The 12420-nt window shown below is 33.6% G+C and carries 13 protein-coding genes and 3 tRNA genes; 7 read left to right on the top strand and 9 right to left on the bottom strand.

Going from position 1 to position 12420, the window contains the following annotated elements; genetic code table 11:
* Positions 1-241 precede the first annotated feature (241 nt).
* The 3 genes from BD847_RS20225 to BD847_RS20215 all read right to left on the bottom strand — a co-directional run bounded on the left by BD847_RS20225 (position 242) and on the right by BD847_RS20215 (position 553).
* Positions 242-324: transfer RNA gene (locus tag BD847_RS20225), tRNA-Leu, on the bottom strand.
* A gap of 43 nt (positions 325-367) precedes the next feature.
* A tRNA-Lys gene (locus tag BD847_RS20220) sits at positions 368-440 on the bottom strand.
* A gap of 40 nt (positions 441-480) precedes the next feature.
* Positions 481-553: transfer RNA gene (locus BD847_RS20215), tRNA-Lys, on the bottom strand.
* A gap of 127 nt (positions 554-680) precedes the next feature.
* On the opposite strand from BD847_RS20215, the gene BD847_RS20210 reads away from it, so the two are divergent.
* Positions 681-1199, top strand: coding sequence for a shikimate kinase (locus tag BD847_RS20210; protein WP_115890056.1), 519 nt, complete (start codon positions 681-683; stop codon positions 1197-1199).
* On the opposite strand, the gene BD847_RS20205 is transcribed toward BD847_RS20210, so the two are convergent.
* Together BD847_RS20205 and BD847_RS20200 are read right to left on the bottom strand one after the other, a co-directional pair.
* The gene (locus BD847_RS20205; RefSeq protein WP_115890055.1) at positions 1191-1691 is read right to left on the bottom strand and encodes a phosphoribosyltransferase family protein; all 501 of its coding nucleotides are present in this window, start codon (positions 1689-1691) and stop codon (positions 1191-1193) included. The genes BD847_RS20210 and BD847_RS20205 overlap by 9 nt on opposite strands.
* 98 nt (positions 1692-1789) lie before the next feature.
* The gene (locus BD847_RS20200) at positions 1790-2179 is read right to left on the bottom strand and encodes an RNA-binding S4 domain-containing protein (protein WP_115890054.1); all 390 of its coding nucleotides are present in this window, start codon (positions 2177-2179) and stop codon (positions 1790-1792) included.
* A gap of 79 nt (positions 2180-2258) precedes the next feature.
* Between BD847_RS20200 and BD847_RS20195 the strand changes: the two genes are divergently transcribed.
* The gene (locus BD847_RS20195; RefSeq protein ID WP_115890053.1) at positions 2259-3314 is read left to right on the top strand and encodes an FKBP-type peptidyl-prolyl cis-trans isomerase; all 1056 of its coding nucleotides are present in this window, start codon (positions 2259-2261) and stop codon (positions 3312-3314) included.
* 198 nt (positions 3315-3512) lie between these two features.
* The gene (locus BD847_RS20190) at positions 3513-4439 is read left to right on the top strand and encodes a hypothetical protein (protein ID WP_147298525.1); all 927 of its coding nucleotides are present in this window, start codon (positions 3513-3515) and stop codon (positions 4437-4439) included.
* Between the two features lie 71 nt (positions 4440-4510).
* Here the strand turns inward: BD847_RS20190 and BD847_RS20185 are convergent, their stop codons facing one another.
* The 4 genes from BD847_RS20185 to BD847_RS20170 all read right to left on the bottom strand — a co-directional run bounded on the left by BD847_RS20185 (position 4511) and on the right by BD847_RS20170 (position 7981).
* Entirely contained in the window at positions 4511-5464 is a 954-nt protein-coding gene (locus BD847_RS20185; protein WP_115890051.1) for a transketolase family protein, read from the bottom strand.
* A 79-nt stretch (positions 5465-5543) separates the two neighbouring features.
* Positions 5544-6395 (bottom strand): transketolase, encoded by an 852-nt coding sequence (locus tag BD847_RS20180; RefSeq protein ID WP_115890050.1) that lies wholly within the window; start codon positions 6393-6395, stop codon positions 5544-5546.
* A gap of 301 nt (positions 6396-6696) precedes the next feature.
* Complete coding sequence (locus BD847_RS20175) at positions 6697-6996, bottom strand: hypothetical protein (protein ID WP_115890049.1); 300 nt, start codon at positions 6994-6996, stop codon at positions 6697-6699.
* Between the two features lie 124 nt (positions 6997-7120).
* Positions 7121-7981 (bottom strand): polysaccharide deacetylase family protein, encoded by an 861-nt coding sequence (locus BD847_RS20170; protein WP_115890048.1) that lies wholly within the window; start codon positions 7979-7981, stop codon positions 7121-7123.
* Between the two features lie 147 nt (positions 7982-8128).
* On the opposite strand from BD847_RS20170, the gene tgt reads away from it, so the two are divergent.
* From tgt to BD847_RS20150, 4 genes are all read left to right on the top strand, one after another.
* A complete protein-coding gene (tgt, locus tag BD847_RS20165) occupies positions 8129-9259 on the top strand; it encodes a tRNA guanosine(34) transglycosylase Tgt (RefSeq protein WP_095931686.1) in 1131 nt (376 codons plus the stop codon).
* Positions 9260-9326: 67 nt separating this feature from the next.
* On the top strand, positions 9327-10415 hold the full coding sequence (locus BD847_RS20160; protein ID WP_115890047.1) for an LptF/LptG family permease: 1089 nt from the start codon (positions 9327-9329) through the stop codon (positions 10413-10415).
* The gene (locus BD847_RS20155) at positions 10402-11289 is read left to right on the top strand and encodes a DMT family transporter (protein WP_115890046.1); all 888 of its coding nucleotides are present in this window, start codon (positions 10402-10404) and stop codon (positions 11287-11289) included. The genes BD847_RS20160 and BD847_RS20155 overlap by 14 nt, the downstream gene beginning before the upstream one ends.
* Before the next feature lie 112 nt (positions 11290-11401).
* On the top strand, positions 11402-12355 hold the full coding sequence (locus tag BD847_RS20150; protein WP_115890045.1) for an acetyl-CoA carboxylase carboxyltransferase subunit alpha: 954 nt from the start codon (positions 11402-11404) through the stop codon (positions 12353-12355).
* Positions 12356-12420 lie beyond the last annotated feature (65 nt).

Below are 12420 nucleotides of genomic sequence, written 5' to 3'. Positions count from 1 at the left end.
ATTTAGTCTCAAACCCGCTACAGTATCATTACGTTAGAGAGTAGCTTTGAACATAAAAAGAGACGAATTTAAGGATGATATTAACTAGATTATTTGTGCAGAAAACAAAATTCTTGATGGGATTCGGACCAAAACTACTTGTAAACATTGAGACTTTGTAAAATTAAAGAAATCAATATGGATTTTCGAATTATAAAAAAAAGCCTGAGAATATATATTCTCAGGCTTTTAAATTTTATAGTGACCATGGAGGGATTTGAACCCTCACGCCCTTGCGAGCACCACCCCCTCAAGATGGCGAGTCTACCGTTTCTCCACATGGCCTAAAAAGAAAAAAGGTCGAGTAAAATAAATTACGCGACCTTTGTGACCCGACTGGGGCTCGAACCCAGGACCCCATCATTAAAAGTGATGTGCTCTACCGACTGAGCTATCGAGTCATTGCTTTCAAGAAACTTATTTTGTTAATCACAAATTTTGTGACCCGACTGGGGCTCGAACCCAGGACCCCATCATTAAAAGTGATGTGCTCTACCGACTGAGCTATCGAGTCATATTCGATTCTTGAATGCGGGTGCAAATATAAGGAGTTATTTTCGAAGTTTCCAAGCATTTTTATTATAAATTTGTCTTTTTTTACAAAAAAATCCCAATGTCTTAGTTTATAAGGTTTTATTAATATGAAAAAAATAGTGCTATTAGGTTATATGGGTTGCGGAAAGTCAACAATTGCCCAAAACTTGTCAAAAATTACAAATATTCCGTTTCTGGATTTAGATACTTGCATCGAAAAAAGAGCAAATTTATCTATAAATGAGATTTTTTCTAAACATGGAGAGGTCTATTTTCGAAAATTAGAACACGAAATGTTTGTTGAATTACTTCAATCTTCTGAAAATAATATTATTGGTTTAGGTGGAGGAACGCCATGTTATGCCAATAATCATTTGTTGCTTCAAAATGATGATATTGTTTCGGTATATCTAAAAGCTTCTATTGATACTTTATATAATAGATTAGTTTACAATAAAAGCAAACGCCCACTTATTGCAGAAATGAATGAAGAAGAAATGAAAGAGTTTATCGCAAAACACTTATTCGACAGAAGCTTTTATTACAACCACGCACAGCATAAAGTGTCAGTTGATGGAAGATCAGTCGAAGAAACAGTTGATGATATTTTGAAAATCTTAGCTTAAAAAAGCATAATTATCGCCGTTTTCGTCAAAAACAACCTGAACATGCTCTAATAAAGAAGTAGATAAAGAAATTCCTTTAAAGTCCGCTTTTACAGGATATTTTTTATGGTTTCGGTCAACAAGTACTGCTGTTTTGAATTTCTTTAGCGGAACGTCTAAGAAATGACGAACAGCATATATTAACGTAGTGCCTGAATTTAAAACATCATCGACTAAAACCAATCCTTTGTTTTGGTATTCTTCTTTGGTTAAAGAGGTCTGAATAGGTAACTGTGGATTTTGTTTGTCTACTTTAACTTCGCAGGTTGAAACTTTTAAAGTTGAAATATCGCTTAGCGCCGATGCAATTTTTTGTGCAAAAACTGAACCGTTAGAAGCGATTCCTGCAATCACGACTTCTTCTTCGTCAACAAATGTCTCGTATATTTGATAAGCAATACGTTTGATTTTGTGTTCGATTTCCTGGTTGTTTAAGATGATGTTTTTGCTCATGATTTTATTTTTTTGCTAAAATACGATTAGAATTTTAGATTTCAGATTTTAGATTTCAGATTTTTTAAAAGGAATTTTATATTTTTTTGAATTAGAATTTAATTTTCCTCTTCCTCATCAAAAATCTCATTTCCATAATCATCAATATCTCTTCTGTCTTTTTTAGTTGGTCTTCCTGTTCCGCTTTTTCTGTAATGTTCTTTAGATAGTTTTAATAGTTCCAAATGAGCATACGCTTCCGGCGGGGTTTCATTTTTGCGGTAAATGTCTACAAGTTTTGCCCCAACTCGGCTTTCAGGAATGTCGAGTACGGTTATTATTTGTGTGATTTGGTCTTTTCTAAAGGTGATTTTATCTGTAGGAAAAACTTCTTTAGAAGGTTTTGCAACCTGCCCGTTTACTGTAATATGGTTCTTTTTACAGGCCTCCGTAACCATGTTTCTGGTCTTGTAATAACGGACGCACCATAAGTATTTATCTATTCTCATAATTTTTCTAAAATCCAAGTTAAATTCTTTACAAAAATAAATCAATATTGTATCTTGCGCACCTAAAAAATTAACAATAATGAATAAATTTAAATATTTTATTTTATTACTAGCTGGTATTGCTATAGTTTCCTGTAATAAAGACCATGATGATCCGGTAACTGTGCCTTTGCGTGATTATGCAGAACAATATAAAGCGGATAATGATTCTATTGTTAAGTATTTAAAAACAAATTATATTGAAGATGTTTCTGCTAATTTTGATATCACAATAAAAAAGATTCCGGCAGGAGGAACTCAGGTTTCTATTTGGGATCAGAAAGTATATCCACTACAAACAAGAGAAGTTTATAATGATGATATTACATATACCGTTTATTATTTGACTTTAAGAAAAGGAACTGGTCTTGCGCCGACAAATACTGATAGAATTTTTGCTTCATATGTTGGATGGTATTTGGATGGGACTCAATTCGATAGTTCATATAATATTCCAGGGTATTGGGATTTGGATGGTACGGGTGCTAGAGGTGTTTTTGTTGACGGATGGAAGGAAATTTTTCCGCAGTTTAGAACAGGGACTTCTACTTCTAATGGTTCTACTGGTGAAATAACGTATGATAATTTTGGTGCAGGTGTGATGTTCTTGCCTTCTGGATTAGCATATTATGGCGGAAGTGATAATATTCCTGCTTATACTCCTTTAGTGTTTAGTTTTAAATTGATGGATCTAGCTCGTATGGATCATGATTTTGATGGTGTTTCGGATTTTGATGAAGATGTTAATCATGATGGCTATCTTTATAATTCTACGGACAAGATTAAATATCCTAATATGCCGGCAAAATTGATTGATGATACTGATGGAGATGGAACTCCTGATTTCCTTGATGTTGATGATGATGGTGATGGTTGGAGTACTTTGAAAGAAATTACAAAACCTGATGGAGCTCCAAATACTGGAATAAGCAAATACTATCCATATAATCCTATTATTGACAATCCAATTACTCCAAATATTGATGAAACTGAAACTTGGGGAATTCCTGCTGTAAATGCTGATGGAACGATTGATTACACTTCTCCGAACAGATTAAGAATTCATGTTGATAAAAATCATCACGTAATAAAATAGGTAATAATTTATTACTGTATTATGTAGAACCCACTTGAAGTATTCAAGTGGGTTTTTTTATGCAAAGATTAAAGAAATATTTGTAATTTAAGTTATGTTAAATTTAATTTTTAAAATTTAAATGTAAGTTAATTTTTAAATATTCGTAAGATTAATAATTAAAATTTTAAAATTATGAAAAAATTAATTGCATTATTTTTGGTTACGGCTTTGTTTTCTTGTAGTAGTGATGAGTTGGTTGAAAATGCCTCTGCAAAAGACCAGTTATCAGTTCTTGATGGAGATATGTTGTCTTTTAAAGATGAGGAATCCTTTGTTAAAGAGTACGATGAATTGGCTTCTCTAAACAAAAATGAGCTTAAAGATTGGGTTTCGGCTAAAAAAATGACCTCATTATTAAATACTTTACATGATGACACGGATATGGAAGAAGATGTTATTCCGGATTCAAGAATAATTTACTCAGATGCTTTAAAGTCTATCTTGAATGCTGACTCTAAAGTAAAAGTTAATGGCAAAGTTTTGTGGCTTAATGAGCGTAGTTTTTATTTGTTATCAGAAGTCGATAGTCATAAAAATACAAGGGAGCTTATTGATAATATAGGTGAATTGCAGGTGTATGGTAGTTTGTTGAATATTTCATCATCTGGTAAAAGTTCTACTAGTAGAACTGCTTTTCCAAATGAAAATGGGATTAAAACATTTGTTTCTGATGAAATAAACGTATCAGGAAGTAGATTGAGACATGTTTTGGATTTATATAACGAAACTATAGTTCTAAATGATATTGTTCAGTCAAGTAAAATGTATTTGAGAACAACGTTACAATATAGGTCGTGTTCTACTTTTAGATGTACATGGAAAGAAGCAATGAATGAACGTAGGTTATCAAGTTCATTGTCTTGCGCAAGTTGTGAGCAAGGAGTGGCTACTTTTTGGTATATTTACAATGTTTCTCCATATGTAATAACAGGAACTCAGACATTTTTAGTAGGAAACTGGTATATGGCCAATTATGTTGTGGCAAACCCGTATGTTAAATATCCGGCTTCTGGCCTAGTAACTTGTAGTATTGAGGGAGTGGTTCCTACACCTCAAATTTCTCTAAATGTATCATGGTATTAAAAAAAAATAGCAAACAAAAAACCTCGAAATGTGAATTTCGAGGTTTTTTTATAAAGTAAGAAAAGTAAAAATTATTTTCTTTTAATAACTCTTTCTACAGCTTCAACAATTGCTTGATTGTTTAGTTTGTATTTCTCCATTAATTGCTCTGGAGTTCCAGATTCACCAAAACTATCTTGTACTGCTACAAATTCTTGCGGAGTAGGATTGTTTAAAGCTAATACACCTGAAATGCTTTCTCCAAGACCACCAAGGTAGTTGTGCTCTTCTGCAGTAACGATACATCTTGTTTTAGCAACCGATTTAAGAATTGCTTCTTCATCAAGTGGTTTAATAGTGTGAATGTTGATTACTTCAGCAGAAATTCCTTTTTCTTCTAGCTTTTCAGCTGCAATAAGAGCTTCCCATACTAAATGTCCTGTTGCAACAATTGTTACATCCGTACCTTCGTTTAACATAATTGCTTTTCCAATTACGAATGGTTCGTCAGCAGGAGTAAAGTTTGCTACTACCGGACGTCCGAAACGTAAATAAGCTGGCCCATGATGATCAGCTAAAGCAATAGTTGCAGCTTTAGTTTGATTGTAATCGCAAGTATTGATTACAGTCATTCCTGGCAACATTTTCATTAAACCAATATCTTCTAAGATTTGGTGTGTTGCTCCGTCTTCTCCTAAAGTTAAACCAGCGTGAGAAGCACAGATTTTTACGTTTTTATCTGAATAAGCAACAGATTGACGAATTTGATCGTAAACTCTTCCTGTAGAGAAGTTAGCGAAAGTTCCTGTAAAAGGAATTTTTCCTCCAATTGTCAAACCAGCAGCAATTCCAATCATGTTCGCTTCAGCGATTCCGATTTGGAAAAAACGCTCTGGATGATTTTTTTTGAAATCATCAAATTTTAATGATCCAATTAAATCGGCACAAAGTGCAACAACATTTTCGTTTTTTTGACCTAGTTCAGTCATTCCCGCTCCAAAACCTGAACGAGTATCTTTACTTCCTGTATTTTCGTATTTTTTCATTTTTGTTCTTTTGAGATGCTAAGTTTCTAAGTGACTAAGTTTCTAAGTTGAAAACTGTGCACTGAGACTGAACACTTTTTTAATAATCGATTTGATCTGCAGAGTAGTTTTGAGCTAAAGCAGCCGCCAACTGATCGTTGTTTGGTGCTTTTCCGTGCCAAGCGTGTGTGTGCATCATAAAATCAACACCATTACCCATTTCCGTGTGTAATAATATACAAACCGGTTTTCCTTTTCCTGTTCTTGATTTAGCATCTGTTAATCCTGCGATAATTGCATCAATGTTATTTCCTTCAGCAATTTCTAAAACATCCCAGTCAAAAGCTTCGAATTTTGCACGAAGACTTCCCATTGCTAAAACTTCGTCAGTTGTTCCGTCGATTTGTTTTCCGTTAACGTCAACAGTTGCAATTAGGTTGTCTACTTTTTTAGCAGATGCGTACATGATAGCTTCCCAGTTTTGACCTTCCTGCAATTCACCATCTCCGTGTAAAGTGTAAACTAAATGCTTATCTCCGTTTAATTTTTTTGCCTGAGCTGCACCAAGTGCTACAGATAAACCTTGTCCTAATGATCCAGAAGCCATACGAACTCCAGGTAATCCTTCGTGAGTTGTTGGGTGTCCTTGTAAACGAGAATTTAATAATCTGAAAGTTGCAAGTTCTGAAATAGGGAAATAACCGCTACGTGCTAAAACGCTATAAAAGACAGGAGAAATATGACCATTTGAAAGGAAAAAGATGTCTTCTCCAATTCCGTCCATATCAAAACCTTCTTTGCGCTCCATAATATTTTGGTATAATGTTACCAAAAATTCAGTACAACCTAAAGAACCACCTGGGTGACCTGAGTTGACAGCATGTACCATTCGAAGAATATCTCTTCTAACTTGGATAGTTAAATCGCTTAATTGTTGTGTGTTAGGCTTCATTTTATATGTAAAAGTTAAACTGTTGCAAAAGTAATTGTTATTTTGCGGGGAGACAAATGATTTTCTGCTTTAGTTTGGTATAATTGTGAAATTTTTCCTGTTTTTGGTTAATCTTAAAAAAAGAGAGAAAACGCCTTTAATTTTTCAAACAATGTCTTGAATTGATTGTTGAAATTAGGATTTTAGAAAAGAAAAGAGGATTGGATTGTAGTAAAAAAAATGCCACAGATTAAACAATTAGGTTAGATTTAAAAAATCTTTGATAATCTGTTTAATCTGTGGCAGAAAAAAATGAGATCGTTTAATTTGTGTCGCTCTCGCTGTAGAAATTATTTTCTTCGTCTTCTGAACCAATTTCTTCCTGTTCGTCATCTAGTTCAGAACCCGGAACATCAAGATCATCTCCTAGCTTGTCGCTGTTTTGTTTCCATTCGTGATTGTCTTGATTAATGATTCTTTCGCCGGAAATGTTTTCCGGATCAATATCATCAAGTTTGTCTTCCTGATTGTAGATATCTTCACTTGCCGGATAATCTAAATTTTCCAGATTTCTTTCAATTTGATCCTCATTTGCAGTATTTTTATCTTCTGAGCTTATCATAACTTCTAAATTTAAAATGTTTTATAAAGTTATGAAATCTATGGTTTTAGTTTTTATATTTTTAAAATCAAGATATTATAGTATTCACATTAAAAAGAAATTGGCACATTCTCTAATTGACAAATTATATAATTGTAGAAATTTGTTTCCATGTAATTAACTGAATGTTGTTTTCTTTCAGTTTTGCGGCGCATTCTTTACTTGTAAAGAAATCAAAGTCAATTTGGCGCCAAGCCGAACCAAAGTTTGGATGATTTACAGTGATTCCCTGCATTTCAAAATCATCGAAAGCGGGATGAAGCAAGAAAACATTAAATCCCGGAATTACATTGTCTAAAGCTTTTTCGTATGATTTTCTGAGTTCGCCTTTTTCGAAATCGCTGTAATAGCCAATTAAAAGAGTATCAGCTAAAATTGTATTTTCAAAATTATATTTTTCATCAGATAAACTGATCGATTCAACAAAACCTTTATTTATAAAAACAGGCAAATTAAATGTTTTTCCGAGTTCTTTGTAAATTTCTAAAATTTCAGGAGTTACGCCAACGCTGCACATATGTGAGTCGAGATGTGTGGGCTGAATGCCAAATTGCAAAGCTCTTTCAATTTGTGCGGTAAGCTCTTTTTTTATTTCAGAAAGCTTTGCATTGTTTTTGAAATCTTGTCTGGTTTTATAGAAATAACCGTTTTGATCCACTAAACTCGAAACTTCCGAAACGGGCAAAACAGGTCCGAACTTGTAATTTTCCCATTCGCAAGTCAGTGTTAAATGAATCCCGCAATCGTAATTTGGGTTTTCTTTTGCAAATGTTGCCATTTCGTAAAACCAAGGGCAAGGCACCATTATACTATAGGAATTTACAGATCCGTTTTGGATTGCTTTAATAGTAGCTTGGTTTTCTGAATGTGATAATCCGGCATCATCAGCATGAATGATTAATAGTTTGGCGTTTTCAGGATATCCGAGTTTTTGAGCTAGGTTCATTTAATGGATTTTATTCAAATTTAAAAATTTCTAAGGTTTCGGTTTTATATTGTTTTTGAATTAACTCAATTTTATAATTCACAAATTATCTAATTAATTAAATTTCCCTGAAATTAGCTTATCTTTGCCGACTGAAAAAAGAAACAAATGAAGTTCGATTTATTACAAAAAGATCCGCAGTCTAAAGCAAGAGCGGGAAGTATAACTACTGATCACGGCGTAATCGAAACGCCTATTTTTATGCCTGTTGGAACAGTGGCTTCTGTAAAAGGAGTACATCAGCGTGAATTGAAAGACGATATTAATCCGGATATCATTCTTGGAAATACCTACCATTTATATCTGCGTCCGCAAACTGAAATTCTTGAAAAAGCTGGAGGGCTGCATAAATTCATGAACTGGGATCGTAATATTTTGACAGATTCTGGTGGATATCAAGTATATTCTCTTTCTTCAAACAGAAAGATTAAAGAAGAAGGAGTGAAGTTTAAATCGCATATTGACGGTTCTTACCACTTTTTTACGCCAGAAAATGTAATGGAAATTCAGCGTACGATTGGGGCTGATATTATTATGGCTTTTGATGAGTGTACGCCTTATCCTTGCGATTACAGATATGCACAACGTTCCATGCACATGACGCACCGTTGGTTAGATCGTTGTATCAATCATTTGGAAAAAGTGCCTTATAAATACGGTTACGAACAAACATTTTTCCCGATTGTTCAGGGAAGTACTTATAAAGATTTACGTCGTCAATCGGCGGAATATATTGCAAATGCTGGTCAGCAAGGAAATGCAATTGGCGGACTTTCGGTTGGTGAACCTGCTGAGGAGATGTACGCTATGACAGAAGTAGTTTGTGAAATTCTTCCTGAAGATAAACCTCGTTATTTAATGGGTGTTGGAACTCCAATAAATATTCTGGAAAATATTGCATTAGGAATTGATATGTTCGACTGTGTTATGCCAACGCGTAATGCAAGAAACGGAATGTTGTTTACAGCAAACGGAACTATCAACATTAAAAACAAAAAGTGGGAAGCTGATTTTTCTCCAATTGATGAAATGGGACACACTTTTGTGGATACGGAGTATACAAAAGCATATTTACGTCACTTATTTGCTGCTAACGAATATTTAGGAAAACAAATTGCAACGATTCATAATCTTGGTTTTTATATGTGGTTGGTTCGTGAAGCGAGAAAACATATCTTAGCCGGAGATTTTAGACCATGGAAAGAAATGATGGTTAAAAATATGAGTCAAAGACTTTAAAATATGTTGATTTGTTTAATCGTTTATTCGGTTAAACGATTAAACAGATAAACGATTAAACCTTACTATGTTAACAATAATAGATAAGTATATTTTAAAAAGATATTTAGCCACTTTTTCGGTGATGATCTTGTTATTTATTCCGATTGGGATTGTAATTGACGTTTCTGAAAAGGTGAATAAAATGTTGGAGAACAAGATTCCGTTTATGGATATTGCGCTTTATTACTACAACTTTACTATTTATTTTGCGAATTCCCTTTTTCCGATATTCTTGTTTTTGTCGGTAATCTGGTTTACTTCTAAGCTGGCAAATAATACAGAGATTATTGCAATTTTAAGTTCCGGAATTTCATTTACCCGTTTTTTAAGGCCTTATATTATTGGAGCTTCTATCGTTTCGGTTTTTGTGCTTTTAATGGGATTTTTTATTGTTCCGGCTGCCAGTGAAGGTTTTAATAATTTCAGATATACTTATTTAAAAGGAAACGGAAAAGAGTTGATGCGAGGTGAAAATACAAACGTATATCGCCAGATTAATGATCATGATTTTATTTTTGTAAATAGCTTTAACGAAGAGTCAAAAACGGCTTTTAATTTTACGTTGGAACACTTCGATAAAGAAAAAATGACCTATAAAATTACGGCTAGTCGAATTAAATGGGATCCAAAAAAGAAAACCTACATTCTTTACGATTATACTAAAAGAACTGTTGGTGAATTGAACGATGTGATCGAAAAAAATCCTGAAAAAGAGGTTAAATTTAAGTTTGAACTGGCTGATTTAACTCCGGTAGTTTATATCGCCGAAACACTTTCTCTTGGTAAACTGATTGATTTTATTGAAAAAGAACGAAAAAGAGGTTCAGGAAATATTAATACATATTTAGTTGTACTTTATAAGAAATATAGCGTTCCGGTTTCTGCGTTTATTTTAACCATTATTGCCGTTGCGGTTTCGTCTATGAAACGTCGTGGAGGAATGGGAACCAATTTGGCTATCGGAATTGCAATTGCCTTTTCATTTGTGTTTTTTGATAAAATATTTGGAACCCTTGCCGAAAAATCTACATTCTCACCTTTATTAGCTGTCTGGTTCCCGAATATTGTTTTCGGAATTTTAGCAGTTTACTTACTACGTAATGCGAAACGATAATTTAAAAAGTTATTTAAATCTTCATTTAATTGTTTTTATCTGGGGTTTTACAGCCATTTTGGGCGCTCTTATCACAATTGATGCTGATAATTTAGTTTGGTTTAGAATGCTTCTTGCAATGATTTTTTTAGGAGCATTTATTATTTATAAAAAACAATCTTTTCAAGTTCCAATAAAAGAGCTTTTCAAACTGATTTTTGTTGGTTTGCTGATTGCCTTGCATTGGATTTTCTTTTTTAAAGCAATACATGTTTCCAATGTCTCGATTACGCTTTCGATATTTTCGTTGGGCGCTTTTTTTGCTTCTTTGCTTGAGCCGCTTTTCTTCGGAAGAAAAATATTATTTTATGAGGTTTTCTTCGGATTAGTTATTATCGCTGGGCTTGCACTTATATTGCAAGTCGAAATTAAATATCTTACAGGGGTTTATTATGCGTTGGCTGCGATAATTCTTGGGGTTGTATTTACCTTGCTAAACGGAAAATTAATTGCAGATCATGAACCTTCTGTTATTACATTTTATGAATTTGGCGCCGGAGTTTTCTTTATCACCATTTATTTTTTATTTCAAGGAAAATTTACTGCCGATTTTTTTACACTGTCATTAAATAACTGGATTTTATTGCTTGTTCTGGCTTCAATTTGTACCGCTTATGCTTTTACTGCATCTGTAAAAGTAATGCAGCGTTTAACTCCTTATACAGTAATGTTAACGACTAATTTAGAGCCGGTTTACGGAATTATGCTGGCTTATTTTATTTTGGGCGGAAAAGAAAAAATGAGCACCGAATTTTATATCGGAGCAGTTATAATCATCATTACAGTTATTTTAAATGGTGTTTTTAAACATTATAAAAACAAGAAAGAAGTGTAATAATTTACGTATCTTTTAAATCACAATTTGATACTTTACTAACAATTAACTATGCCAATGATATAATATTTTTATATTTGCGGTTCGATTTAAAAACAAAATTCAAAAATCCATGGAATATTTAGATTTTGAGCTTCCAATCAAAGAACTTGAAGAACAGTTGCAAAAGTGTGTTGTAATTGGAAAAGAATCTGAGGTTGATGTTACAGCAACTTGCAAGGAGATCAACAAAAAATTAGAGCAAACTAAGAAAGATATATATAAAAACCTTACTGCTTGGCAGCGTGTACAATTGTCAAGACACCCAAACAGACCTTATACTTTAGATTATATCAGAGCAATTTGCGGTGATACTTTTTTAGAGCTTCATGGAGACAGAGGATTTAAAGATGATAAAGCAATGGTTGGTGGACTTGGAAAAATAAACGGTCAGTCGTTTATGATTATTGGTCAGCAAAAAGGTTTTAATACAAAAACACGTCAGTACCGTAATTTTGGTATGGCTAATCCTGAAGGATATCGTAAAGCTTTGCGTTTGATGAAAATGGCAGAGAAATTTGGAGTTCCTGTTGTGACTTTGGTTGATACTCCAGGTGCTTATCCAGGACTTGAAGCCGAAGAAAGAGGACAAGGTGAAGCTATTGCAAGAAATATTTTCGAAATGGTTCGTCTGCAAGTGCCAATTATTACTGTTATTATTGGTGAAGGTGCTTCTGGTGGAGCTTTAGGAATTGGTGTTGGAGATAAAGTTTATATGTTAGAGAATACTTGGTATTCTGTAATTTCTCCAGAATCTTGCTCTTCAATTTTATGGAAAAGCTGGGAGTACAAAGAACGTGCTGCAGAGGCATTAAAATTGACTTCATCAGACATGAAAAAACAAAAATTAGTTGATGATGTAATTCCGGAACCACTTGGCGGCGCTCACTATGACCGTGAAACTACTTTTAAGACAGTAGCGGAATATATTACCAAAGGATATAACGAATTGAAAGACTTATCAACAGCCGACTTAATTGCCCAAAGAATGGACAAATACAGTAACATGGGCGAGTATAAAGAGTAAATTCTTACAGATTAATTAAAAATCCGAAGCCTTACAGTTTCGGATTTTTTTTTGGTTATGAACAA

Source organism: Flavobacterium cutihirudinis (genome assembly GCF_003385895.1).
Lineage (GTDB): Bacteria > Bacteroidota > Bacteroidia > Flavobacteriales > Flavobacteriaceae > Flavobacterium > Flavobacterium cutihirudinis.
Note: the sequence above shows the minus strand (reverse complement) of the source record. Positions and strands in the feature narration are given on the sequence as shown.

Coding starts and splice junctions, on each gene's coding strand:
- BD847_RS20210 (WP_115890056.1), top strand. CDS start 681: ATGAAAAAAATAGTGCTATTAGGTTATATGGGTTGCGGAAAGTCAACA.
- BD847_RS20205 (WP_115890055.1), bottom strand. CDS start 1,691: ATGAGCAAAAACATCATCTTAAACAACCAGGAAATCGAACACAAAATC.
- BD847_RS20200 (WP_115890054.1), bottom strand. CDS start 2,179: ATGAGAATAGATAAATACTTATGGTGCGTCCGTTATTACAAGACCAGA.
- BD847_RS20195 (WP_115890053.1), top strand. CDS start 2,259: ATGAATAAATTTAAATATTTTATTTTATTACTAGCTGGTATTGCTATA.
- BD847_RS20185 (WP_115890051.1), bottom strand. CDS start 5,464: ATGAAAAAATACGAAAATACAGGAAGTAAAGATACTCGTTCAGGTTTT.
- BD847_RS20180 (WP_115890050.1), bottom strand. CDS start 6,395: ATGAAGCCTAACACACAACAATTAAGCGATTTAACTATCCAAGTTAGA.
- BD847_RS20175 (WP_115890049.1), bottom strand. CDS start 6,996: ATGATAAGCTCAGAAGATAAAAATACTGCAAATGAGGATCAAATTGAA.
- BD847_RS20170 (WP_115890048.1), bottom strand. CDS start 7,981: ATGAACCTAGCTCAAAAACTCGGATATCCTGAAAACGCCAAACTATTA.
- tgt (WP_095931686.1), top strand. CDS start 8,129: ATGAAGTTCGATTTATTACAAAAAGATCCGCAGTCTAAAGCAAGAGCG.
- BD847_RS20160 (WP_115890047.1), top strand. CDS start 9,327: ATGTTAACAATAATAGATAAGTATATTTTAAAAAGATATTTAGCCACT.
- BD847_RS20155 (WP_115890046.1), top strand. CDS start 10,402: ATGCGAAACGATAATTTAAAAAGTTATTTAAATCTTCATTTAATTGTT.
- BD847_RS20150 (WP_115890045.1), top strand. CDS start 11,402: ATGGAATATTTAGATTTTGAGCTTCCAATCAAAGAACTTGAAGAACAG.